The sequence below is a fragment of the Geodermatophilus sp. SYSU D00525 genome, assembly GCF_054050475.1.
Genome location: NZ_JBJGZK010000012.1, coordinates 110,995 through 132,980 on the forward strand (window position 1 = coordinate 110,995; position 21,986 = coordinate 132,980).

Here is a 21,986-nt window from a genome sequence, read left to right on the forward strand (position 1 = left end):
CGCGTGCAGCGGCCGGGGCCCTCGTCGTCTCCGGGTCGTGTCCGGGGGAGGAGGACGCCGGCCGGGACCGGCCGCCTCAGCCCTCCAGCGCGGCCTGGAAGGCGGCGAACTTCGACTGCGTCTCGGCCAGCTCGGCCGTCGGGTCGGAGGCGCCGACGATGCCGCAGCCGGCGAACAGCCGGGCCGAGCACGGGTCGTCGTCGACCAGCTGGGCGCAGCGCAGGGCCAGCCCGAACTCGCCGTCCCCGCGGGCGTCGAGCCAGCCCACCGGCCCGGCGTACCGGCCGCGGTCCATGCCCTCCAGCTCCGCGATGACCGCGGCGGCCGCGTCGGGCGGGGTGCCGCAGACGGCGGCGGTCGGGTGCACGGCGTCGACCAGCTCGAGCAGCCCGGCGCGACCGCGGGCGCCGGAGCGGCGCTGGGTGCCGACGACGTCGGTGGCCAGGTGCCGCACGTTCGGCAGCGTCAGCAGCGAGGGCTGCTCCGGCACCGACAGCGCGGTGCAGAACGGGTCGAGCGCCCGCACGAGCGAGTCGACGGCGAGGGCGTGCTCGGCGCGGTCCTTGTCGCTGGCCAGCAGACCCGCCGCGAGCCGCTCGTCCTCGGCACCCGCGCCGCGCGGGGCGGTGCCGGCCAGCACCCGCGCCGACAGCTGCCGGCCGGTGCGGCGCAGCAACAGCTCGGGGGTGGCGCCGAGCAGCCCGTCGACGGCGAAGGTCCAGCAGTCGGGGAAGCGGGCGGCCAGCCGGTCGAGCAGGCGGCGGGGGTCCAGCGGCTCGTCGGCGGTGACCAGCAGGTCGCGGGCGAGCACCACCTTGGCGAGGTCGCCGGCGCCGATGCGGGCGACGGCGGCGGACACCGCGCCGCACCACGAGGCAGGGTCGAGCGCGCCGTCGGCGTAGCGCAGCCGGCCCGGCGCGGGCGGCAGCGGCTCGCGGGTGGCCGGCAGCACGTCGCGCGGGTCGGCGCCGCCGGTGGTGGTCACCCACGCGACGCCGTCGCGGCGGCCGACGACGACCTCGGGGACGACGAACACCGACGTCCCCCGGGCGGGGTCGAACGCGACGCTGCCGAACACGACCGGCCCGGAGCCGGGCACGCCCACCTCGTCGTCGACGGCGAGCGCGGCGCTGCGGTCGGCCCACCAGGCGGCGGCCTCGGCCAGCGCGCCGGGACCGGAGACCTCGAGGCGGTCGGCCTCGCCCCAGCCGACCAGGCCCTCGCCGCGGCGCACCCAGGACAGCGCGCCCTCGCGCGGCAGCAGCGTCAGCAGGTCCGGGGAGTCGGGCAGCGCGACCGTGGTGACCGCGGGCGCGACGGCGTCCGGGGAGGTCACCGCCGCTGCCGTCACGTCCCCCAGCGTAGGCAGCCGGTAGCGTCGTCCGCCGTGGCAGACCGGCGAGACAGCACACACACCGCCGGGTCGAGGGCCGGGCTGGACAAGCAGCCCCACGAGGTCGCGGCCATGTTCGACGGCGTCGCCCGCCGCTACGACCTCACCAACACCGTGCTCTCCGGCGGCCGCGACGCCGCCTGGCGGCGGGCCACCCGCGAGGCGCTGGGCGCCCGGCCGGGGGACGTCGTGCTCGACGTCGCCGCCGGCACCGCCGTGTCCACCGTCGAGCTCGCCGCCGGGGGCGTCCGGGCCGTCGCGTGCGACTTCTCGCAGGGGATGCTGCGCGCCGGCGCCGGCCGGCCGGTGCCGAAGGTGGCCGGCGACGCGATGGCGCTGCCGTTCGCCGACGCGAGCGTCGACGGGCTGGTCGTCTCCTTCGGCCTGCGCAACGTGGCCGACCCCGACGCCGCGCTGCGCGAGTTCGCGCGGGTCGTCCGGCCGGGCGGGCGGCTGGTCGTCTGCGAGTTCTCCAGCCCCACCTGGAAGCCGTTCTGCACCGTCTACACCGAGTACCTGATGCGGGCGCTGCCCCGGATCGCCCGCGCGGTGAGCAGCAACCCCGACGCCTACGTCTACCTGGCCGAGTCGATCCGCGCCTGGCCCGACCAGCCGGCGCTGGCCGCCCGCATCCAGGCCGCCGGGTGGACCGACGTCGCCTGGCGGAACCTCACCGGTGGCGTCGTCGCGCTGCACCGCGCCGTCCGCCCCTGACCGGCCCGCGCACGAGGGCTCCCGCCGCCCGCCCGCGGGGATAGCGTCGCCCCATGACGACACCGACACCGATGCCCGAGCCGCCCGGTCCGTCGCCGTCGCCGGTCGACCCGATCTCGCCGCCGTCGCCGGCCCCGCTGCCGCAGCCGAGCCCCACCGACCCGAGCGCCCCGCCGCCGTCGGGACCCCAGCCCGTCTGACCCCGGCCGCGCGGTGGACGGCCGCCCGTACCGCGACCGGCGCGACGCCGGCCGGCGGCTCGCCGCGCGCCTGACCGACCCCGCCCGTCCCCCCGCCGTGCCCCTCGGCCCGGACGCGCTCGTCCTCGGCCTGCCCCGCGGCGGCGTCCTGGTCGCGGCCGAGGTCGCCGCCGCGCTCGGCGCGGAGCTCGACGTGGTCGCGGTCCGCAAGCTCGGCCTGCCCGAGCGGCCGGAGCTGGCCATGGGTGCCCTGGCCGCGGTGGGCGAGACCGTCGAGAGCGTCCGGAGCGAGTCCGTCCTCGCCCGCAACCCCGTCGGCCCCGCCGCCGCGGACGAGGTCCGCCGCGCCGAGCTGGCCGAGCTGCGCCGCCGGCAGCAGGCCTACCGCGGCGACCGGCCGCCGCCCGCGCTCGCCGGCCGCACCGCCGTCCTCGTCGACGACGGGCTGGCGACCGGCTCCACCATGCGCGCCGCCCTCGCCGCGGTCCGGGCGGCCGGTCCCGCCGCGGTCGTCGTCGCGGTCCCCGTGGGGGCGCCCGACGTGTGCGCCGACCTGTCCGTGCTGGCCGACGAGGTCGTCTGCCCGGTCACCCCGGTCCCGTTCGGCGCGGTGGGCCGCTACTACGAGGACTTCGGCGAGACGTCCGACGACGAGGTGCGCTCCGCGCTCGCCGGCGGCCCCGGCGCGGGGCCCGCCTAGGCTCGGGGCGACCGCAGACCGAGCACCGAGGGGGCCAGCGCGTGACGAGTCCGACCGCCGGGGGCAGCGCCGACGTCGTGGTGGTCGGTGCCGGGCCGGCCGGGTCGGCGGCGGCCTGGACCCTGGCGACCGCCGGGCTCGACGTCGTCGTGCTGGAGAAGGCGCGCTTCCCGCGGGAGAAGGTCTGCGGCGACGGCCTCACCCCGCGCGCGGTCCGGGCGCTCGACGAGATGGGGGTCGACGTCTCCCCGGCGGCCGGCTGGGTGCGGCATCGGGGCCTGCGGGTCTTCGGCGGCGGCCAGGTGGTCGAGGTCGACTGGCCGCAGCTGTCCTCCTGGCCCGGCTACGGCCTCATCCGCGCCCGCCGCGACCTCGACCCGGTGCTCGCCGACCACGCCGTCGCCGCCGGCGCCCGGCTCGAGCAGGAGGTCACCGTCACCGACCCGCTGCTCGACGACGCCGGCCGGGTCGTGGGCGTGCGGGCGCAGGCCGGCCCGGACCGGGAGCCGGTGACCTGGCGGGCGCCGCTCGTCGTGTCCGCGGAGGGCCTGTCCGGCCGGCTGGCCAAGGCGATCGGCCTGAGCCGCCGCGAGGACCGCCCGCTCGGCGTCGCCGTCCGCCGGTACGTGCGGACGCCGCGCGGCGAGGACCCCTACCTCGACATCTCCTTCGACCTGTCCGCCGAGGGCCCGACCGCCGACTCGATGCCCGGCTACGGCTGGTCCTTCGGCATGGGCGACGGCACCGCCAACGTCGGCTTCGGCCTGCTCGACACCCGCCGCGGCGGCGAGACCGACGCGCGCACCGTGCTGCGCCGCTGGCTGGCCACCCTGCCGCCGGAGTGGCAGCTGGGCGAGGAGCACGCGGTCACCCCGCTGCGCGGCGCCGGGCTGCCGATGGCGCTCAACCGCGGCCCGGCCTACACCCGCGGGCTGCTGCTGGCCGGCGACACCGCCGGCGTGGTCAACCCGTTCAACGGCGAGGGCATCAGCTACGCGCTGGAGACCGGCCGGATGGCGGGGGAGACGGCGGCCGCGGCGCTCGCGGCGCCGGAGGGACCGGCCCGCGAGGCGGTGCTGCGCCGGTACCCCGAGCGGCTGCGCGAGGCCTACGGCCGCCACCACCGGCTCGGGATGGCCTTCCTCGCCCTGCTCGACCGCCCCGGCCTGGTCCGCTTCGCCACCGCGCACGGGCTCAAGCGGCCCGCGATGGTGAACGCCGCGCTGCGGCTGATGGGCAACCTCTCCGACGGCCGCGACGGCGACCGCTTCGACCGCGTGGTCGCCGTCCTCACCCGCCTGGCGCCGTCCGTCTGAGCACTGCGCTCCACGGCCCGTGACCGGACCGTGACCCGGGGATGTGAACTCACTCACCCCCCGCGCTTCACTTGCCGACCGCGGCGGCATAGGCTCGTGGCGAGAGTTTGTGAATTTCTTCACAAGCCCACGAGCCGCCGAGGGAGGCGCCGGTGCTGTCGTCCTACGTCCCGATCGTGGGGCTGTTCGCGCTCGCCGCGGCCTTCGCGCTGTTCTCGGTGACGGTCGCGCCGTTCGTCGGCCCGCGCCGCTACAACCGGGCCAAGCTCGAGGCCTACGAGTGCGGCATCGAGCCGGTCGACCAGCCGCTGCACGGCGGCCGTTTCCCGGTGAAGTACTACCTGACGGCGATGCTCTTCATCGTCTTCGACATCGAGATCGTCTTCCTCTACCCGTGGGCCGTCGCCAACGACGCGCTGGGTGTCTTCGGCCTGGTCGAGATGGCGGTGTTCATCGCCACCGTCTTCCTGGCCTACGCCTACGTCTGGCGCCGCGGCGGCCTCGAGTGGGACTGACGGAGGGGAGCTGACGTGGGTCTCGAGGAGAAGCTGCCGAGCGGCTTCCTGCTGACCACGGTCGAGAAGCTGGTCAACTGGACGCGCAAGTCCTCGCTGTGGCCGGCCACCTTCGGCCTGGCGTGCTGCGCGATCGAGATGATGGCCACCGGCGCCGGCCGCTACGACCTGGCCCGCTTCGGCATGGAGGTCTTCCGCGCCTCCCCGCGCCAGGCCGACCTCATGATCGTCGCCGGCCGGGTGAGCCAGAAGATGGCGCCGGTCCTGCGGCAGATCTACGACCAGATGCCCGAGCCGCGCTGGGTGCTCGCCATGGGCGTCTGCGCCAGCTCCGGCGGCATGTTCAACAACTACGCGGTGGTGCAGGGCGTCGACCACGTCGTCCCCGTCGACATGTACCTGCCCGGCTGCCCGCCGCGTCCGGAGATGCTCATGGACGCGATCCTCAAGCTGCACCACAAGATCCAGAACGAGCCGCTCGGTCCGAAGCGGGCCCGCCGGCTCGAGGAGGAACGGGCCGAGGGCCGCGCCCGCGACCTGCTGGTCGAGATGCCCTCCAGCGTCCGCGCGGACAAGGCCAAGCGGGCGGCCTACGAGCAGGCCGCGGCCGCCGGCCGCACCGGCCAGTTCGCCATCGAGCAGCGCGGCGGCGACGCCGTCCTGCTGCCCGGACCGCGCGGCGGGTCCCGGTGACCGGCCCCGGCGACCGCAGCGGCGCCGACGCCTCGCAGGGCGCCGCGGCCGCGGGCGGCGGCTTCCGCAAGGGCGCGTTCGGCGTCAGCGGCAGCGGCGACACCTCGGGCTTCGGCGGCCTGGTCCGCGTCGAGCCCGGCGGCGCGGTCGCGCTGCACTCCACCGACCGCCCCTACGGCGGCTGGTTCGACGAGGTGACCGACGCGCTGATCGACGCCGTCGGCGCGGCCACCTACGCCACCGCAGTGCAGCGGGTCCTCGTCGACCGCGGGGAGATCACCTACTTCGTCGCCCGCGAGCACCTGCTCACCCTGGTCCGGGCGCTGCGTGACGACGACGCCCTGCGCTTCGAGCTGTGCAGCAGCGTCTCCGGCGTCGACTACCTCGACAGCGGCGGCCCCGCGGTGGACGCCGGCCGGCCGCGGCTGCACGTCGTCTACCACCTGACCTCGATGACCTACCGGCGACGGATCCGGCTCGAGGTCGCCGTCACCGCCGAGGACCCGCACGTGCCGTCGGTGTCCGAGGTCTACCCGACGGCGGACTGGCACGAGCGGGAGACGTACGACATGTTCGGCGTCGTCTTCGACGGCCACCCGGCGCTCACCCGGATCCTCATGCCCGACGACTGGGACGGGCACCCCCAGCGCAAGGACTACCCGCTCGGCGGCGTGCCGGTGGAGTACCACGACGCGACCATCCCGCCGCCCGACACCCGGCGGAGCTACCGATGAGCACCACCCACGACCCGTACGCCGGCTCGCGGGAGACCACCGAGGGGCGGGTCTACACCGTCACCGGCGGCGACTGGGACCAGGCCTTCGGCGCGGACCTCTCCGGCGAGGAGCGGCTCGTCGTCAACATGGGGCCGCAGCACCCCTCGACGCACGGCGTCCTGCGGCTGGTCCTCGACCTCGAGGGCGAGACGGTGACCAAGGCGCGGGTGGTCATCGGCTACCTGCACACCGGCATCGAGAAGAACACCGAGTACCGCAACTGGGTGCAGGGTACGACCTTCGTGACGCGGATGGACTACCTGTCCCCGCTGTTCAACGAGGCCGGCTACTGCATGGCCGTCGAGAAGCTGCTCGGCATCGAGGTGCCGCCGCGTGCGCAGACGATCCGCGTGCTGGTGATGGAGATCAACCGGATCGCCTCGCACCTGGTCGGCCTGGCCACCGGCGGCATGGAGCTGGGCGCGCTCACCGGCATGACCAACGGCTTCCGCGAGCGGGAGCTGTGCCTCGACCTGCTCGAGGAGATCACCGGGCTGCGGATGAACCACGCCTACATCCGGCCCGGCGGTGTCGCCCAGGACCTGCCGGCCGGCGTGGAGGAGTCGATCCGCGAGTGGCTCGCCGTCATGCCCGAGCGGCTGGCCGGCTACCACAAGCTGCTCACCGGCCAGCCGATCTGGCAGCGCCGGCTCAAGGACGTCGGCTACCTCGACGTCACCGGCTGCCTGGCGCTCGGCGTCACCGGACCGGTCCTGCGCGCGGCCGGGCTGCCCTGGGACCTGCGCAAGGTCGAGCCCTACCTCGGCTACGAGACCTACGACTTCGAGGTCCCCACCGCCGACACCTCCGACGCGTGGGGCCGCTACCTGGTCCGGATGGCCGAGATGTTCGAGTCGCTGAAGATCGTCGGCCAGGCGCTCGACCGGCTCGAGCCCGGCCCGGTGATGGTCGAGGACCGGAAGATCGCCTGGCCCGCGCAGCTGTCGCTCGGTGCCGACGGCATGGGCAACTCCCTCGAGCACGTCCGGCACATCATGGGCACCTCGATGGAGGCCCTGATCCACCACTTCAAGCTGGTCACCGAGGGCTTCCGGGTGCCGGCCGGGCAGGTCTACGTCCCGATCGAGTCGCCGCGCGGGGAGCTCGGCTACCACGTGGTCAGCGACGGCAGCACCCGGCCGTGGCGCGTCCACGTGCGCGACCCCAGCTTCGTGAACCTGCAGGCCACCGGGGCCATGAGCGAGGGCGGGATGATCGCCGACGTCATCGCCGCCATCGCCTCCATCGACCCCGTGATGGGAGGGGTGGACCGATGAGCGCACTCCCCGGCTCCCGGGAGGGCGCGGCGACCACGGGGCTGGTCGACAGCCCGGTCGAGCCGCCGCCGGCGGACCTGCCGCCGCTGACCGAGCAGGCGTGGCTGGAGGCGCGGGAGATCACCGCCCGCTACCCGCAGGCACGCTCGGCGCTGCTGCCGATGCTGCACCTGGTCCAGAGCTACCAGGGCTACGTGACGCCGGAGGGCGTCGCGCTGTGCGCCGAGGTGCTCGGGCTGACCAAGGCCGAGGTCGGCGCGGTCGCGACCTTCTACACGATGTACAAGCGTCGCCCGACCGGCCGGCACCTGGTCAGCGTCTGCACCAACACGCTGTGCGCCGTCCTCGGCGGGCAGCGGATCATGGACGCGCTGTCGGCCGACCTCGGCGTCCACCACGACGAGACGGCGGCCGACGGCTCGGTCACCCTCGAGCACGCCGAGTGCCTGGCCGCCTGCGACTACGCGCCGGTGGTCACCGTCGACTACGAGTTCTACGACCAGCAGGACGTCGAGAGCGCCCGCGCGCTGGTCGCCGCGCTGCGCCGCGGGGAGAAGCCGCACCCCACCCGCGGCGCCCCGCTCACCGACTTCCGCGGGGTCTCCCGGCAGCTGGCCGGCTTCTCCCAGCACGCCGACGCCGGGGCCGCGCGCGCCGCCGTCGACGCGCCGGGGGAGTGGGGCCCGACGCTGGCCGGCGTCCGGCTGGCCGCCGAGCGCGGCGAGTCCGCCCCGCCGATGAGCGGCCCGGAGCCGGAGCCCACCGACACCGGCGAGCCCGCGGAGACGGTGGCGCCGTCCGGCGACGCCGGGCAGACGCCGGAGGAGGAGGCCGCCGACGCCCGGGTAGCCGCCGCCGACAACCCGGCCGAGCGGGCCGGCGCCGCCCAGGCGCACCCCGACCGCGGCACCGAGTACGGCCGGCGCACCCCCGGCGGCGACCGTCCCACCCCCGACACCCCCGCAGGGACCGAGCCGGGCACCTCCGGCCAGGGTCCAGGGAAGGCCTGAGATGCCGCTCACCCCCGTCCTCACCGCGCGCTGGGGCGCCGAGCAGCCCTGGCGGCTGTCCACCTACGAGTCCCTCGACGGCTACGCCGCGCTGCGCACCGCGTTGTCGATGCAGCCCGACGAGCTGGTCTCCCTGGTCAAGGACTCCGGCCTGCGCGGCCGCGGCGGCGCCGGCTTCCCCACCGGCATGAAGTGGAGCTTCATCCCGCAGCCCAAGCCGGGGGAGACGCCGACCGGGCCGGCCGCGATGCCCAAGTACCTCGTGGTCAACGCCGACGAGGGCGAGCCGGGCACCTGCAAGGACCTGCCGCTGATGATGACCGACCCGCACTCCCTGGTGGAGGGCGTGATCATCTCGGCGTACGCGATCCGCTGCCGGTTCGCCGTCATCTACGTCCGCGGCGAGGCGGTGCACGCCCACCGCCGGCTGGTGTCGGCCGTCGAGGAGGCCTACGCGGCCGGTTACCTCGGCAGCGACGTCCTGGGCTCGGGCTACGACCTGGAGCTGGTCGTGCACGCCGGCGCCGGCGCCTACATCTGCGGCGAGGAGACGGCGCTGCTCGACTCGCTCGAGGGCTACCGCGGGCAGCCGCGGCTCAAGCCGCCGTTCCCCGCGGTCGCCGGCCTCTACGGCGCCCCGACGGTCATCAACAACGTCGAGACGCTGGCGACCGTGCCGTTCGTCGTCCGCGGCGGGGCGGAGTGGTTCAAGCGGTTCGGGCCGGAGAAGTCGCCCGGGCCGAAGATCTACTCGCTGTCGGGCCGGGTCACCCGCCCCGGCCAGTACGAGGCGCCGATGGGCACCACGATGCGCGAGCTGCTGGAGATGGCCGGCGGCGTGCGCGCCGGGCACGAGCTCAAGTTCTGGACGCCGGGCGGCTCCTCGACGCCGTACTTCACCGCCGAGCACCTCGACGTCCCGCTCGACTTCGACTCGGTCGCCGCCGCGGGCTCGATGCTCGGCACGACGGCGCTCATGGTGTTCGACGAGACCGACTCGATCGTCGAGGCCACCCTGCGGTTCACCGAGTTCTACGCGCACGAGTCCTGCGGCAAGTGCACGCCCTGCCGCGAGGGGACCTACTGGCTGGTGCAGGTGCTGCAACGGCTGGTCGACGGCCGCGGCACGGCGGCCGACCTCGACCTGCTCACCGACACCTGCGACAACATCCTCGGCCGCTCGTTCTGCGCGCTCGGGGACGGCGCGACGAGCTGCATCACCAGCTCGCTCAAGTACTTCCGCGACGACTACGTCGCCCTGCTGCCGCCCGAGGAGCAGGCCCGCCTGGGCCGCTCGCTGCGGCTCGAGCCCGTCGGAGTGGCCTCGTGACCGAGCTCGCGAGGTCACGCAGGAACAGAGCACCTGGTGGCACTGGTGCGACGAGCGCCAGCGAGGAGGACCAGTGACCCTGACGCCCACCGCCCCCGAGCCCGCGCCGGCGGTGCCGCCGGGCGTCCCCGGCCCGCACACCCCGCCGGACGCCGTCCACTGCACCATCGACGGCTTCGACGTCGCGGTGCCCAAGGGGACGCTGATCATCCGGGCCGCGGAGATGGTCGGCATCCAGATCCCGCGGTTCTGCGACCACCCGCTGCTGGACCCGGTCGGCGCCTGCCGGCAGTGCCTGGTCGAGGTGGAGGGCCAGCGCAAGCCGGTGGCCTCCTGCACCATGCCGGTCACCGACGGCATGGCGGTCAAGACCCAGCTGACCAGCCCGGTCGCCGACAAGGCGCAGCAGGGCACGATGGAACTGCTGCTGATCAACCACCCGCTGGACTGCCCGGTCTGCGACAAGGGCGGCGAGTGCCCGCTGCAGAACCAGGCCATGAGCAACGGCCGCGCCGAGACCCGCTTCGTCGACGTCAAGCGGACCTATCCCAAGCCGCTGCCGATCAGCAGCGAGATCCTGCTCGACCGCGAGCGCTGCGTGCTGTGCGCCCGCTGCACCCGGTTCTCCCAGCAGGTGGCCGGCGACCCGTTCATCGAGCTGTTCGAGCGGGGCGCGCTGGAGCAGGTCGCCGTCTACGAGGACGAGCCGTTCTCCTCCTACTTCTCCGGCAACACCACCCAGATCTGCCCGGTCGGCGCGCTCACCAGCGCGCAGTACCGGTTCCGGTCGCGGCCGTTCGACCTGCGCAGCGAGCCCTCGGTCTGCGAGCACTGCTCCTCGGGCTGCTCGATGCGCACCGACTACCGGCGCGGCAAGGTCATGCGCCGGCTGGCGGGCGAGGACCCCGCGGTCAACGAGGAGTGGACCTGCGACAAGGGCCGCTTCGCCTTCCGCTACGCCGCCACCAACGACCGGCTCACCACCCCGCTGGTCCGGCGCGACGGCGTCCTCCAGCCCGCCTCCTGGCCGGACGCGTGGGCCGCGGCCGCCGAGGGCCTGCGCGCGGCGCGGGCCGCGGGTGGGGTCGGCGTGCTGCCCGGCGGACGGCTGACCGTCGAGGACGCCTACGCGTACGCGAAGTTCGCCCGCGTGGCCCTCGGCACGCACGACGTCGACGCCCGCGCCCGCGCGCACTCGGCCGAGGAGCAGGCGTTCCTCGCCGCGCACGTCGCCGGCACCGGCCCGGGGCGCGAGGCGGTCACCTATGACGAGCTCACCGCCGCCCCGGCCGTGCTGCTGGCCGGCTTCGAGCCGGAGGAGGAGTCGCCGATCGTCTTCCTCCGCCTGCGCCGGGCGGTGCGCCGGGGCCGGCTGGCCGTCTACGACCTGGCGCCGTTCGCCACCCGAGCGGCGCAGAAGCTGCAGGCCACCGTGCTGGTCACCCGGCCCGGCGAGGAGGCCCGCGCGCTCGCGGCGCTGGCCGAGGGCAGCTGGGGCGGCCCCGCCGTCGAGGCGCTGCGGCAGCCCGGCGCCGTCGTGCTGGCCGGCGAGCGGCTCGCCGAGGTCCCCGGCGCGTTCACCGCGCTGACCGCGCTGGCCCGCGCCACCGGCGCCCGCCTGGCCTGGGTGCCGCGGCGGGCCGGGGAGCGCGGCGCCGTCGAGGCCGGCGCGCTCCCCGCGCTGCTGCCCGGCGGCCGGCCGGTCGAGGACCCCGTCGCCCGCGCCGACGTGGCCGCGCTGTGGGGTGTGGATCCCGCCGACCTCCCGGCGCTGCCGGGCCGCGACACCACCGGCATCCTCACCGCCGTCCGCGACGGGCGGCTGGCCGGCCTGCTCGTCGGCGGCGTCGACCCCGCCGACCTGCCCGACCCGGCGCTCGCCGCGCAGGCGCTGGCCGCGGCGTCGTTCGTCGTCAGCCTCGAGCAGCGGCCGACCGCCGTCACCGAGCACGCCGACGTCGTCCTGCCGGTGGCCGCCGCGCCGGAGAAGGCGGGCAGCTACCTGGACTGGGAGGGCCGGGTGCGGTCCTTCGACGCCACGCTGCACGGCACCGGCCAGCTCCCCGACGGACGGGTGCTGCACGGTCTCGCCGAGTACCTCGACGCCGACCTGCGGCTGCCCACCCCCGACGCGGCCCGCGCCGAGCTCGCCCGTCTCGGCGACACCGGCGCCCGCGCCGACGGCGGCCTCGACGTGCCGCCGGCCGTGGCGCCGGAGCCGGGTGAGGACGAGGCGCTGCTGGCCTCCTGGCGGCAGCTGCTCGACGTCGGCACGCTCCAGCGCGACGAGCCCGAGCTCGCCGGCACCGCCCGCCCCCCGGTGGCGCGGATCAGCGCCGCGCGGGCCGCCCGGCTCGGCCTGGCCGACGGCGACCCGCTCACCGTCCGCGGCGCCACCGGCTCGGTCACCCTGCCCGTCTGCGTCACCGAGATGCCCGACGACGTGGTGTGGCTGCCGATGCGCTCGCCGGGCAGCGAGCTGCGCACCGGCCTCGGCACGCCCCCCGGCGGCGTCGTCCGGCTGGGTGCTCCGGGCTCGAGCGCGGGAGGTGCCGCGTGACCCTGCTCGCCGCCGCCGACCAGCCGACGCTCGAGGACTTCGGGCACGACGTCTGGTGGATCGTGCTCGTCAAGATCGTCGGCGTCTTCGTCGTGCTGGTCCTGATGACGCTGTTCGCGATCGTGTTCGAGCGCAAGGTCGTCGCCCGCATGCAGCAGCGCATCGGCCCCAACCGGGTCGGCCCGCGCGGCTACCTGCAGAGCCTCGCCGACGGGCTGAAGCTGGCGTTCAAGGAGGACATCCGGCCCGCGCTCGCGGACAAGCCGGTGTACTTCCTGGCCCCGGTCATCGCGACCATCCCGGCGTTCCTGGCCTTCTCGGTCATCCCGCTGGGCCCGGTGGTCAGCATCTTCGGCCAGCAGACCCCGCTGCAGCTCACCGACGCCCCCATCGGCGTCCTCGTCGTCCTGGCCTGCTCGGCGATGGGCGTCTACGGCATCGTGCTGGCCGGCTGGGCCTCCGGCTCGACCTACCCGCTGCTCGGCGGACTGCGCAGCGCCGCCCAGATGGTCAGCTACGAGATCGCGATGGGCCTGTCGATCGTCGCGGTGTTCCTCTACGCCGGGTCGATGTCGACCTCGGAGATCGTCGCCGCCCAGGCCGACGGCAACCGGCTGTCGTTCTTCGGGCTGGAGTTCACCGGGCCGAGCTGGTTCGCGATCCTGCTGCCGGTCAGCTTCGTCATCTACGTGATCGCCGTCGTCGGCGAGACCAACCGGGCGCCGTTCGACCTGCCCGAGGCCGAGAGCGAGCTGGTCGGCGGCTTCCACACCGAGTACTCGTCGCTGAAGTTCGCGCTGTTCTTCCTCGCCGAGTACATCAACATGGTCACCGTCTCGGCGCTCGCCGCGACGCTGTTCCTCGGCGGCTGGCGGGCCCCGTGGCCGATCTCGCTCTGGGACGGCGCCAACTCCGGCTGGTGGCCGCTGCTGTGGTTCTTCCTCAAGGTCGCCGCCGCGCTGTTCGTGTTCATCTGGCTGCGCGGGACGCTGCCCCGGCTGCGCTACGACCAGTTCATGCGCTTCGGCTGGAAGGTCCTGGTGCCGACGGCGCTGGCCTGGATCCTCGCCGTCGCCACGATGCGCACCGTCTCCCGCGAGGCGGACCTGTCCACCGGCCAGGTGGCGGTGTTCGTCGGCGTGCCGATCGCGCTGCTGGTCCTGCTCGCCCTGTCGGTGGCCAGCCGGGCCGCCAACCGGGACACCCGGCTCATGGCCGAGGACGCCGCGGCCGGCGGCATCCACGCCACCGACCCCGAGCCCGACCCCGAGGTGCTGCCCCCGGCCGGGCCGCGGCACCGGCCGGCGCAGCGCACCGGCCCGGCCCGCGCCGAGGGCGGCTTCCCGGTGCCGCCCATGGACCTCGTCGTGCCGCCGTCGCCGCGGCTGCGCCGTGCCGAGCCGGTGGGCGCGCGCCCCGAGGGCGGCGTGGTCAGCAGCGGCCGCCGAGCCGCCGGCAGCACCACGGGCAGCACCGCCACCAGCGCACAGGAGGACCCCGATGACTGAGCGGACCCCCGCGGGGGCCACCCCCGCCCGGCGCGGCGGCGGTGAGGTCGAGCGGGCCGGCGGCGGGGGCGGCGGCACGCCCGCGCCCCGCCGCAGCCTGCTGCCGGCACCCGGCCAGGGCTTCGGCGTCACCTTCGCCCAGATCTTCAAGAAGGTGACCACCGAGGAGTACCCCGACGTCCCCAAGGTGACCAAGCCGCGCTACCACGGGCGGCACGTGCTCAACCGGCACCCCGACGGGCTGGAGAAGTGCATCGGCTGCGAGCTGTGCGCCTGGGCCTGCCCGGCCGACGCGATCTACGTCGAGGGCGGGGACAACACCGAGGACGCGCGCTACAGCCCCGGTGAGCGGTACGGCCGCGTCTACCAGATCAACTACCTGCGCTGCATCTTCTGCGGGCTGTGCATCGAGGCCTGCCCCACCCGCTCGCTGACGATGAGCAACGACTTCGAGCTGGCTGACGACAACCGGCGGGACCTCATCTACACCAAGGAACAGCTCATGGCCCCGCTGCTGCCGGGGATGGAGGCCCCGCCGCACGCGATGCGCCTCGGTGACGACGAGAAGGCCTACTACGTGCGCGAGCCGCAGCAGGGGTCCGCCGCCGAGCCGGTCACGGTGGAGCGGGCATGACCGACGTCGTCATCGGCACCGGCGAGGCCGTCGTCTTCTGGATCCTCGGCCCGGTCGCGCTGGCCGGGGCGCTGGGGATGGTGTTCAGCCGCAACGCCGTCCACTCGGCGCTGTGGCTGGTCAACACGATGCTCGCCCTGGGCGTCTTCTACGTCGTCCAGTCCGCGCCGTTCCTCGGCGCCGTGCAGATCATCGTCTACACCGGCGCGATCATGATCCTGTTCCTGTTCGTCCTCATGATGGTCGGCCGCGACTCCTCGGACTCCGTCGTCGAGACGCTGCGCGGGCAGCGGGTGGCGGCCACGGTGCTCGGCGTCGGGTTCGCCGGGCTGGTCGGCGCCGGCATCGCGCGCGCCACGCAGGACACCCCGGTCGAGGGCCTGTCCGACGCGCAGGGCGGCACCGGCAACATCGACTCGATCGCCGAGCTGCTGTTCACCCGCTACCTGCTGGCCTTCGAGGTCACCAGCGCGCTGCTGATCACCGCCGCGGTCGGCGCGATGGTGCTCGCGCACATCGAGCGCGAGCCCGGCACCCGGCGGACACAGAAGGAGCTCTCCCGCGCCCGGTTCCTCACCGACCGGCCGCAGACGCTGCCCGGCCCCGGCGTGTTCGCCCGCGCCAACTCCGTCGCCGCCGGCGCGCTGCTGCCCGACGGGCGCACCGCCGAGGACAGCCTGGCCACCGGCATCGAGCCCCAGGAGGTCGAGCAGATGCCCCGCCCCACCGGCCGGGCGCAGCTCGGCAGCCCGGACGCCGCCCTCGGCACGGCCACCCCGGAGGACCGGGCATGACGCTCACGCACTACCTGGTGCTCGCGGCGATCCTGTTCACCATCGGCGCCGTCGGCGTGCTGGTGCGGCGCAACGCGATCGTCGTCTTCATGTGCGTCGAGCTGATGCTCAACTCGGTCAACCTGACGCTGGTCACGTTCGCCCGGGCCACCGGCACCGTCGACGGCCAGATCATGGCGTTCTTCGTCATGGTCGTCGCCGCCGCCGAGGTCGTCGTCGGCCTCGCGATCATCATGTCGATCTACCGGACCCGCCGGTCGGCGTCGGTCGACGACGCCAACCTGCTCAAGTACTGACGGGAGCCGGCACCCCCATGGAATCCGCCGTCGCCGCCGAGGGCCTGCTGTCGGCCTCGTGGCTGGTCATCGCACTGCCGCTGCTCGGGGCCGCGGTCCTCCTGCTGGGCGGGCGCCGCACCGACCGCTGGGGCCACCTGCTGGGGGCGGCGACCGTCCTGGCCGCCTTCGTGGTCGCGCTGCTGTGCACCGTGCAGCTGGCCGGCCTGGAGGACCGGGCGGTCGACGTCGACCTGTTCACCTTCCTGTCGGTGGGCTCGCTCGACGTGCAGGCCGGGCTGCTGGTCGACCCGCTGTCGGCCACCTTCATGCTGCTGATCACCGGCGTGGGCGGGCTGATCCACGTCTACTCGGTCGGCTACATGGCCCACGACCCGCGGCGCCGCCGGTTCTTCGCCTACCTCAACCTGTTCGTCGCGGCGATGCTGCTGCTGGTCCTCGGCGACAACTACGTGGCCCTCTACGTCGGGTGGGAGGGCGTGGGCCTGGCCTCCTACCTGCTCATCGCCTTCTGGCACGAGCGCCCGGCCGCGGCCACCGCCGCGAAGAAGGCCTTCGTCATGAACCGGGTAGGCGACGTCGGCCTGGCCCTGGCGATCTTCGTGATGTTCGCCCAGCTCGGGACGGTCTCCTACGAGGGCGTCTTCGGCGGGGTCGGCGCGCTGGCCGGCGGCACGGTGACGGCGCTCGGCCTGCTCCTGCTGCTCGGTGCGTGCGGCAAGTCCGGCCAGTTCCCGCTGCAGGCGTGGCTGCCCGACGCCATGGAGGGCCCGACGCCGGTCTCGGCGCTCATCCACGCCGCGACGATGGTCACCGCCGGCGTCTACCTCATCGCCCGCTCCGCGCCGATCTACGACCTGACGCCGACCGCCCGCGCCGTCGTCCTCGCCGTCGGCGCGATCACGCTGCTCTACGGCGCGATCGTCGGCTGCGCGTACGACGACATCAAGAAGGTGCTGGCCTACTCGACGGTCAGCCAGATCGGCTACATGTTCCTCGCCGTGGGCCTGGGCCCGGTCGGCTACGCCGCCGGCATCGCGCACCTGCTCACCCACGGCTTCTTCAAGGCCGGGCTGTTCCTCGGCGCCGGGTCGGTCATGCACGCCATGGGCGACCAGGTGGACATGCGCCGGTTCGGCGGGCTGGCGCGGAAGCTGCCGGTCACCTTCGCCACCTTCGGCCTGGGCTACCTCGCGCTGATCGGGTTCCCGTTCCTGTCCGGCTACTGGACCAAGGACGCGATCATCGAGGCCGCTCTGGACCGCGGCGACGGGTGGGGCTGGCTGCTCGGTGCGGTCGCCGTCGTCGGTGCCGGGCTGACCGCCTTCTACATGACCCGGCTGGTGCTCATGACGTTCCTCGGCCGGCCGCGGTGGACGGCGGGTCAGCACCCGCACGAGGCGCCGACGGTGATGACCGCCCCGATGGTGCTGCTCGCCGTCGGCTCGGTGGCTGCCGGGTTCCTGCTGGTGCAGGTCTTCCCGCTCGACGAGTGGCTCGCCCCGGTGTTCGGCGAGCCCGAGGAGGCCGCGCACGTGGTCGCCCCGGCCGTCGTCGGGGTGGTGGTGACCGCGGTGATGCTGGTCGGCGTCCTGGCGGCCTGGCTGTTCGTGGGCCGCCGCGAGGTCCCCGAGGTCGCCCCGGTCCGCGTCTCGCCGGTGGTGCGGGCGGCGCGCAGGAGCCTCTACGCCGACACGGTCAACGAGTCGCTGTTCATGCGGCCGGGCCAGTGGCTCACCCGGGCGCTGGTGTGGGTGGACAACCGCGGCGTCGACGGCGCGGTCAACGGCCTGGCCGCCACGCTCGGCGGCTCGTCGTCGCGGCTGGGCCGGGCGCAGACCGGGTTCGTCCGGTCCTACGCGCTCGGCATGCTCGGCGGCGCGGTCCTGGTGGCCGGGGCGCTGCTGGCGGTGACGGCCGGGTGAGCGGGCCGGGGTCTCAGGAGAGGACGACGACAGAGTGAGCGACTCCCTGCTCCTGGTCGCGATGCTGGTGGTGCCCGCGGTGGGCGGCGCCGTCGTCGCCGGCCTGCCGCGCGACAGCACCGCGCTGGCCCGGCAGCTCGCCCTCGGGGTGAGCCTGGTCGTGCTGGTGCTCGCGGTGCTGGCCACGGTCGCCTTCGACCCCGACGGCGACCGGTTCCAGCTGACCACGTCGGTGCCGTGGATCGAGGGCTTCGGCGTCGACTTCGCCCTCGGCGTCGACGGCATCGCGCTGGTCATGCTGCTGCTGGTCGGCGTGCTCGTGCCGGTGGTGGTGCTCGCCTCCTGGCGCGACGAGCCCACCACCCGGCGTTCCATGCGGACCTTCTTCGCCTGGCTGCTGCTGCTCGAGGCCTGCATGGTCGGCGTCTTCGCCGCCACCGACGTCTTCCTCTTCTACGTCTTCTTCGAGGCGATGCTCGTCCCGATGTACTTCCTCGTGGGCAGCTTCGGCGGCCCGCGCCGGCAGTACGCGGCGGTCAAGTTCTTCCTGTACAGCCTGGTCGGCGGGCTGGTCATGCTCGCCGCGGTGATCGGCCTCTACGTGGTCAGCGAGGCGGCGGGCGACGGCACGTTCGCCTTCGAGTCCCTGCGGCAGCTCGACATCGACCCGGCCGCCCAGCGGCTGCTGTTCCTCGGCTTCTTCGTCGCCTTCGCGATCAAGGCGCCGCTGGTGCCGCTGCACACCTGGCTCCCCGACGCCGGTGCCGAGGCCCCGATCGGCGGCGCGGTGCTGCTCGTCGGTGTCCTCGACAAGGTCGGCACGTTCGGGTTCCTGCGCTACTGCCTGCCGCTGTTCCCCGACGCCTCGCGGGAGTTCGCCCCGCTGGTGCTCGTCCTCGCCGTCGCCGGTGTCCTGTACGCCGCGCTGCTGGCGATGGGGCAGAGCGACATGAAGCGGCTGGTGTCCTACACCTCGATCGCGCACTTCGGCTTCATCGCCCTCGGCGTCTTCGCCTTCACCACCGAGGCCGGCACCGGCGCGGTGCTCTACATGGTCAACCACGGCATCGCGACCGGCCTGCTGTTCCTGGTCGTCGGGATGCTCATCGCCCGCGGCGGCTCCCGGCTGGTCGGCGACTACGGCGGCGTGGCCGCGCGGGCGCCGAAGCTGGCCGGGGTGTTCCTGATCGCGGGGCTCGCGTCGCTGGCGCTGCCGGGCACCAACAGCTTCGTCAGCGAGTTCCTCGTGCTGATCGGCTCGTTCCCGACCCGGCCGGTGTTCACGATCCTGGCCACCGTCGGGATCATCCTGGCCGCGCTGTACATCCTGCTGCTCTACCAACGGACCATGCACGGCCCGCCGCGCGGCGTGCTCTTCCCCGCCGACGACGGGCCGGCCGCGGCCCCGGCGGGCGACCCGCACGGGGCGCACGGCGCGACGGCGACCCTGACCGCCCCGGCCCCCGCGGCCCGGGCGACGGTGCGGCTGCCCGACCTGACCCGCCGCGAGACGGCCGTCGTCGCCCCGCTGGTGGCCCTGGTCGTCGTGCTCGGCGTCTACCCGCAGCCGCTGATCCGGCTGATCGAGCCGGCCGTCGCCGCCACCATGATCGACGTCGGCGCCGACCCGGCCGGCGTGGACGCTCCCAGCGAGGGGACCGACTGATGACCATCGAGGCCCCCGACCTCTCCTTCGCCGCCCTCGCGCCGCTGCTGTTCGTCTTCGGCGCCGCGTGCACCGGCGTGCTCGTCGAGGCGTTCGGCCCGCGGGACAGCCGCCACCCGGTGCAGGTCGCCGTCGCCCTCGTCGGCACCCTCGGCGGGCTGGCGAGCACCCTGCTGCTGGCCGGCACCCGCGAGGTCACCGCCGGGGGAGCGCTCGCCGTCGACGGCGCCGGCCTGTTCCTGCAGGCCACCATCGCCGGGCTCGGCGCCCTGGCGGTCCTGCTGTTCGCCGAGCGCAACCTCGACCCGGCCCGCTCGGCGTTCGTCGTCTCCGCCGCGGTGCCGGCGGGCAGCGTCCGCGACCGCGAGCTGCTCACCGTGCAGCGCGTGCAGACCGAGGTCTACCCGCTGGCCACCTTCGCCATCGGCGGCATGATGCTGTTCGTCACGGCGAACGACCTGCTGCTGATGTTCGTCGCGCTCGAGGTGCTCAGCCTGCCGCTGTACCTGATCAGCGGCCTCGCCCGCCGGCGCCGGCTGCTGTCGCAGGAGGCGGCGGTCAAGTACTTCCTGCTCGGCGCCTTCGCCTCGGCGTTCTTCCTCTACGGCCTGGCGCTGGTCTACGGCGCCACCGGCAGCGTCCGCCTCTCCACGGTCCGCGAGACGGTCACGGCCGGCGGGGGCGGCACGCTGGCCGTCCTCGGCCTCGCGCTGCTGGTCGTCGGGCTGCTGTTCAAGGCCAGCGTGGCGCCGTTCCACACCTGGACGCCGGACGTCTACCAGGGCGCGCCCACCCCGGTGACCGCCTTCATGGCCGCCTGCACCAAGGTCGCCGCCTTCGGCGCCATCCTGCGGCTGCTCTACGTCGCGTTCGGCACCGAGGAGTGGACCTGGCGGCCGTTGGTCTACGCCGTCGCGATCGTGTCGATGGTCGTCGGCGCGGTCCTCGGCCTCACCCAGACCGACCTCAAGCGGATGCTCGCCTACTCGTCGATCGCGCACGCCGGGTTCCTGCTCACCGGCGTCCTCGGCTACCCGGGGACGGGCCTGTCGGCCGTGATGTTCTACCTGCTGGTCTACGGCCTGACGACGCTCGGCGCGTTCGCGGTGCTCACCCTCGTGCGCAGCGGCGACGGCGAGGCCACGCACCTGTCGCAGTGGGCGGGCCTCGCGCAGCGCTCGCCGGTCACCGCCGCGGTCATGAGCCTGTTCCTGCTGGCGCTCGCCGGGATCCCGCTCACCAGCGGCTTCACCGGCAAGTTCGCCGTCTTCCGGGCGGCGATCGAGGACGGCGCCTGGCCGCTGGCACTGGTCGCCCTGCTGGCCAGCGCGGTGGCGGCGTTCTTCTACCTGCGGGTCATCGTGCTCATGTACTTCTCCGAGCCGGCCGCCGACGGTCCCACCGTCGGCGTGCCCGGGCTGCCCACCACCGTCGTGCTCGCGGTGACCGCCGCGGCCACCCTCGTCCTGGGCATCGTCCCCGGGGCGGTGCTCGGTCTGGCGGATCGGGCAGCTATCTTCGTCGGTTGATGACCGGACCCCGTGCCACCGTCGACGGGATCGCCCCGGCCGAGGTCTGGCACCGCATCTCGACCCCCGCCTCGACCATGGGCCCCTGGCTCCCGGGCGGGGCCCTCGGCGACTCGCTGGCCGAGGGGCTGGCGAACGTGGAGGCGGCGCTGGCTATCGCGGTGGCCAGCGAGCACTCGTTCGTCTCCGAGGCCGCGGGCCACCTCATGGCCGCGGGCGGCAAGCGCTTCCGCCCGATGCTCGCGCTGCTGGCCGCCCACCTGGGCGACGCGCACGCGCCGGACGTCGTGCGGGCCGCCGTCGTCTGCGAGCTCACCCACCTGGCCACGCTGTACCACGACGACGTCATGGACGAGGCCGCCGTCCGCCGCGGGGCGCCCAGCGCCAACAGCCGGTGGACCAACAGCGTCGCCATCCTCACCGGCGACTTCCTGTTCGCCCGCGCCTCGGACCTGCTCGCCGACCTCGGCCCCGAGGCGGTCCGCATCCAGGCGCGCACCTTCGAGCGGCTGGTCACCGGCCAGATCCGGGAGACCGTGGGCGCCCGCCAGGGCGAGGACCGCGTCCAGCACTACCTCGAGGTGCTGGCCGACAAGACCGGCTCCCTCGTGGCCACCTCGGCCCGCTTCGGCGCCCGCTTCGCCGGCGTCGACGCCGACCTGGTGGAAGCGCTGACCGGGTTCGGCGAGGAGGTCGGCGTCGCGTTCCAGATCTCCGACGACCTGCTCGACATCGTCAGCCAGGACGGCGCGTCGGGGAAGGCGCCCGGCACCGACCTGCGCGAGGGCGTCGCCACGCTGCCCGCGCTGATCGCCCTGGCCGGGGACGACCCCGCCGACGCGCGGCTGCGCGAGCTGGTGTCCCGCCCGCTGTCCGACGACGCCGAGCACGCGGAGGCGCTGGCGCTGCTGCGCGGCTCCGCGGCGCTCGACCGTGCCGGCGCGGTGCTGCGGGACTACGCCGACCGCGCCCGGTCCTCGCTGTCCGCCGTCCCGGCCGGCGAGGTGCGGGACGCCCTGTCGGCGCTGTGCGACTACGTGGTCACCCGCACCAGCTGAGGGGGGGGGGGGGGGGGGGCCGCGGCGGGGGGGGGGGGGCGGCGGGGGGGGCGGGGCCGCCCGCCCGGCCGCTGCCCGGCCCCCCGGGGGCG

The 21,986-nt window shown here is 74.7% G+C and carries 20 protein-coding genes; 19 read left to right on the forward strand and 1 reads right to left on the reverse strand.

What is annotated here, in order from left to right; translation table 11 throughout:
• Positions 1-76 precede the first annotated feature (76 nt).
• Complete coding sequence (locus ACI796_RS12830; protein ID WP_456941615.1) at positions 77-1,351, reverse strand: isochorismate synthase; 1,275 nt, start codon at positions 1,349-1,351, stop codon at positions 77-79.
• A 36-nt stretch (positions 1,352-1,387) separates the two neighbouring features.
• Between ACI796_RS12830 and ACI796_RS12835 the strand changes: the two genes are divergently transcribed.
• The 19 genes from ACI796_RS12835 to ACI796_RS12925 all read left to right on the forward strand — a co-directional run bounded on the left by ACI796_RS12835 (position 1,388) and on the right by ACI796_RS12925 (position 21,894).
• Positions 1,388-2,107, forward strand: a complete 720-nt coding sequence (locus tag ACI796_RS12835) for a demethylmenaquinone methyltransferase (RefSeq protein ID WP_456941616.1) — start codon at positions 1,388-1,390, stop codon at positions 2,105-2,107.
• 53 nt (positions 2,108-2,160) lie between these two features.
• Positions 2,161-2,307, forward strand: coding sequence for a hypothetical protein (locus ACI796_RS12840; RefSeq protein WP_456941617.1), 147 nt, complete (start codon positions 2,161-2,163; stop codon positions 2,305-2,307).
• Between the two features lie 13 nt (positions 2,308-2,320).
• A complete protein-coding gene (locus ACI796_RS12845) occupies positions 2,321-3,007 on the forward strand; it encodes a phosphoribosyltransferase (protein ID WP_456941618.1) in 687 nt (228 codons plus the stop codon).
• Positions 3,008-3,048: 41 nt separating this feature from the next.
• On the forward strand, positions 3,049-4,323 hold the full coding sequence (locus ACI796_RS12850) for a geranylgeranyl reductase family protein (protein ID WP_456941619.1): 1,275 nt from the start codon (positions 3,049-3,051) through the stop codon (positions 4,321-4,323).
• A 152-nt stretch (positions 4,324-4,475) separates the two neighbouring features.
• A complete protein-coding gene (locus ACI796_RS12855; protein ID WP_456941620.1) occupies positions 4,476-4,838 on the forward strand; it encodes an NADH-quinone oxidoreductase subunit A in 363 nt (120 codons plus the stop codon).
• A gap of 15 nt (positions 4,839-4,853) precedes the next feature.
• Positions 4,854-5,531, forward strand: a complete 678-nt coding sequence (locus tag ACI796_RS12860; protein WP_456941621.1) for a NuoB/complex I 20 kDa subunit family protein — start codon at positions 4,854-4,856, stop codon at positions 5,529-5,531.
• Complete coding sequence (locus ACI796_RS12865; protein WP_456941622.1) at positions 5,528-6,265, forward strand: NADH-quinone oxidoreductase subunit C; 738 nt, start codon at positions 5,528-5,530, stop codon at positions 6,263-6,265. The genes ACI796_RS12860 and ACI796_RS12865 overlap by 4 nt, the downstream gene beginning before the upstream one ends.
• A complete protein-coding gene (locus ACI796_RS12870) occupies positions 6,262-7,584 on the forward strand; it encodes an NADH-quinone oxidoreductase subunit D (RefSeq protein WP_456941623.1) in 1,323 nt (440 codons plus the stop codon). The genes ACI796_RS12865 and ACI796_RS12870 overlap by 4 nt, the downstream gene beginning before the upstream one ends.
• The gene (nuoE, locus tag ACI796_RS12875; protein WP_456941624.1) at positions 7,581-8,594 is read left to right on the forward strand and encodes an NADH-quinone oxidoreductase subunit NuoE; all 1,014 of its coding nucleotides are present in this window, start codon (positions 7,581-7,583) and stop codon (positions 8,592-8,594) included. The genes ACI796_RS12870 and nuoE overlap by 4 nt, the downstream gene beginning before the upstream one ends.
• Position 8,595: 1 nt before the next feature.
• Positions 8,596-9,924: an NADH-quinone oxidoreductase subunit NuoF gene (gene nuoF, locus ACI796_RS12880; protein WP_456941625.1), complete on the forward strand. Its 1,329-nt coding sequence runs from the start codon at positions 8,596-8,598 to the stop codon at positions 9,922-9,924.
• A 73-nt stretch (positions 9,925-9,997) separates the two neighbouring features.
• A complete protein-coding gene (locus tag ACI796_RS12885) occupies positions 9,998-12,484 on the forward strand; it encodes an NADH-quinone oxidoreductase subunit G (RefSeq protein WP_456941626.1) in 2,487 nt (828 codons plus the stop codon).
• Positions 12,481-13,992 (forward strand): NADH-quinone oxidoreductase subunit NuoH, encoded by a 1,512-nt coding sequence (nuoH, locus tag ACI796_RS12890; protein WP_456941627.1) that lies wholly within the window; start codon positions 12,481-12,483, stop codon positions 13,990-13,992. The genes ACI796_RS12885 and nuoH overlap by 4 nt, the downstream gene beginning before the upstream one ends.
• Positions 13,985-14,626, forward strand: a complete 642-nt coding sequence (gene nuoI / locus ACI796_RS12895) for an NADH-quinone oxidoreductase subunit NuoI (RefSeq protein WP_456941628.1) — start codon at positions 13,985-13,987, stop codon at positions 14,624-14,626. Before nuoH ends, nuoI begins: the two co-directional genes overlap by 8 nt.
• Positions 14,623-15,420, forward strand: coding sequence for an NADH-quinone oxidoreductase subunit J (locus ACI796_RS12900; protein WP_456941629.1), 798 nt, complete (start codon positions 14,623-14,625; stop codon positions 15,418-15,420). Before nuoI ends, ACI796_RS12900 begins: the two co-directional genes overlap by 4 nt.
• Positions 15,417-15,716: an NADH-quinone oxidoreductase subunit NuoK gene (gene nuoK / locus ACI796_RS12905; protein WP_073421291.1), complete on the forward strand. Its 300-nt coding sequence runs from the start codon at positions 15,417-15,419 to the stop codon at positions 15,714-15,716. Before ACI796_RS12900 ends, nuoK begins: the two co-directional genes overlap by 4 nt.
• A gap of 17 nt (positions 15,717-15,733) precedes the next feature.
• Positions 15,734-17,641, forward strand: coding sequence for an NADH-quinone oxidoreductase subunit L (gene nuoL / locus ACI796_RS12910; RefSeq protein ID WP_456941630.1), 1,908 nt, complete (start codon positions 15,734-15,736; stop codon positions 17,639-17,641).
• A 34-nt stretch (positions 17,642-17,675) separates the two neighbouring features.
• On the forward strand, positions 17,676-19,307 hold the full coding sequence (locus ACI796_RS12915) for an NADH-quinone oxidoreductase subunit M (RefSeq protein WP_456941631.1): 1,632 nt from the start codon (positions 17,676-17,678) through the stop codon (positions 19,305-19,307).
• A complete protein-coding gene (gene nuoN, locus ACI796_RS12920) occupies positions 19,307-20,836 on the forward strand; it encodes an NADH-quinone oxidoreductase subunit NuoN (protein WP_456941632.1) in 1,530 nt (509 codons plus the stop codon). The genes ACI796_RS12915 and nuoN overlap by 1 nt, the downstream gene beginning before the upstream one ends.
• On the forward strand, positions 20,836-21,894 hold the full coding sequence (locus ACI796_RS12925) for a polyprenyl synthetase family protein (RefSeq protein WP_456941633.1): 1,059 nt from the start codon (positions 20,836-20,838) through the stop codon (positions 21,892-21,894). Before nuoN ends, ACI796_RS12925 begins: the two co-directional genes overlap by 1 nt.
• Positions 21,895-21,986: the final 92 nt, after the last annotated feature.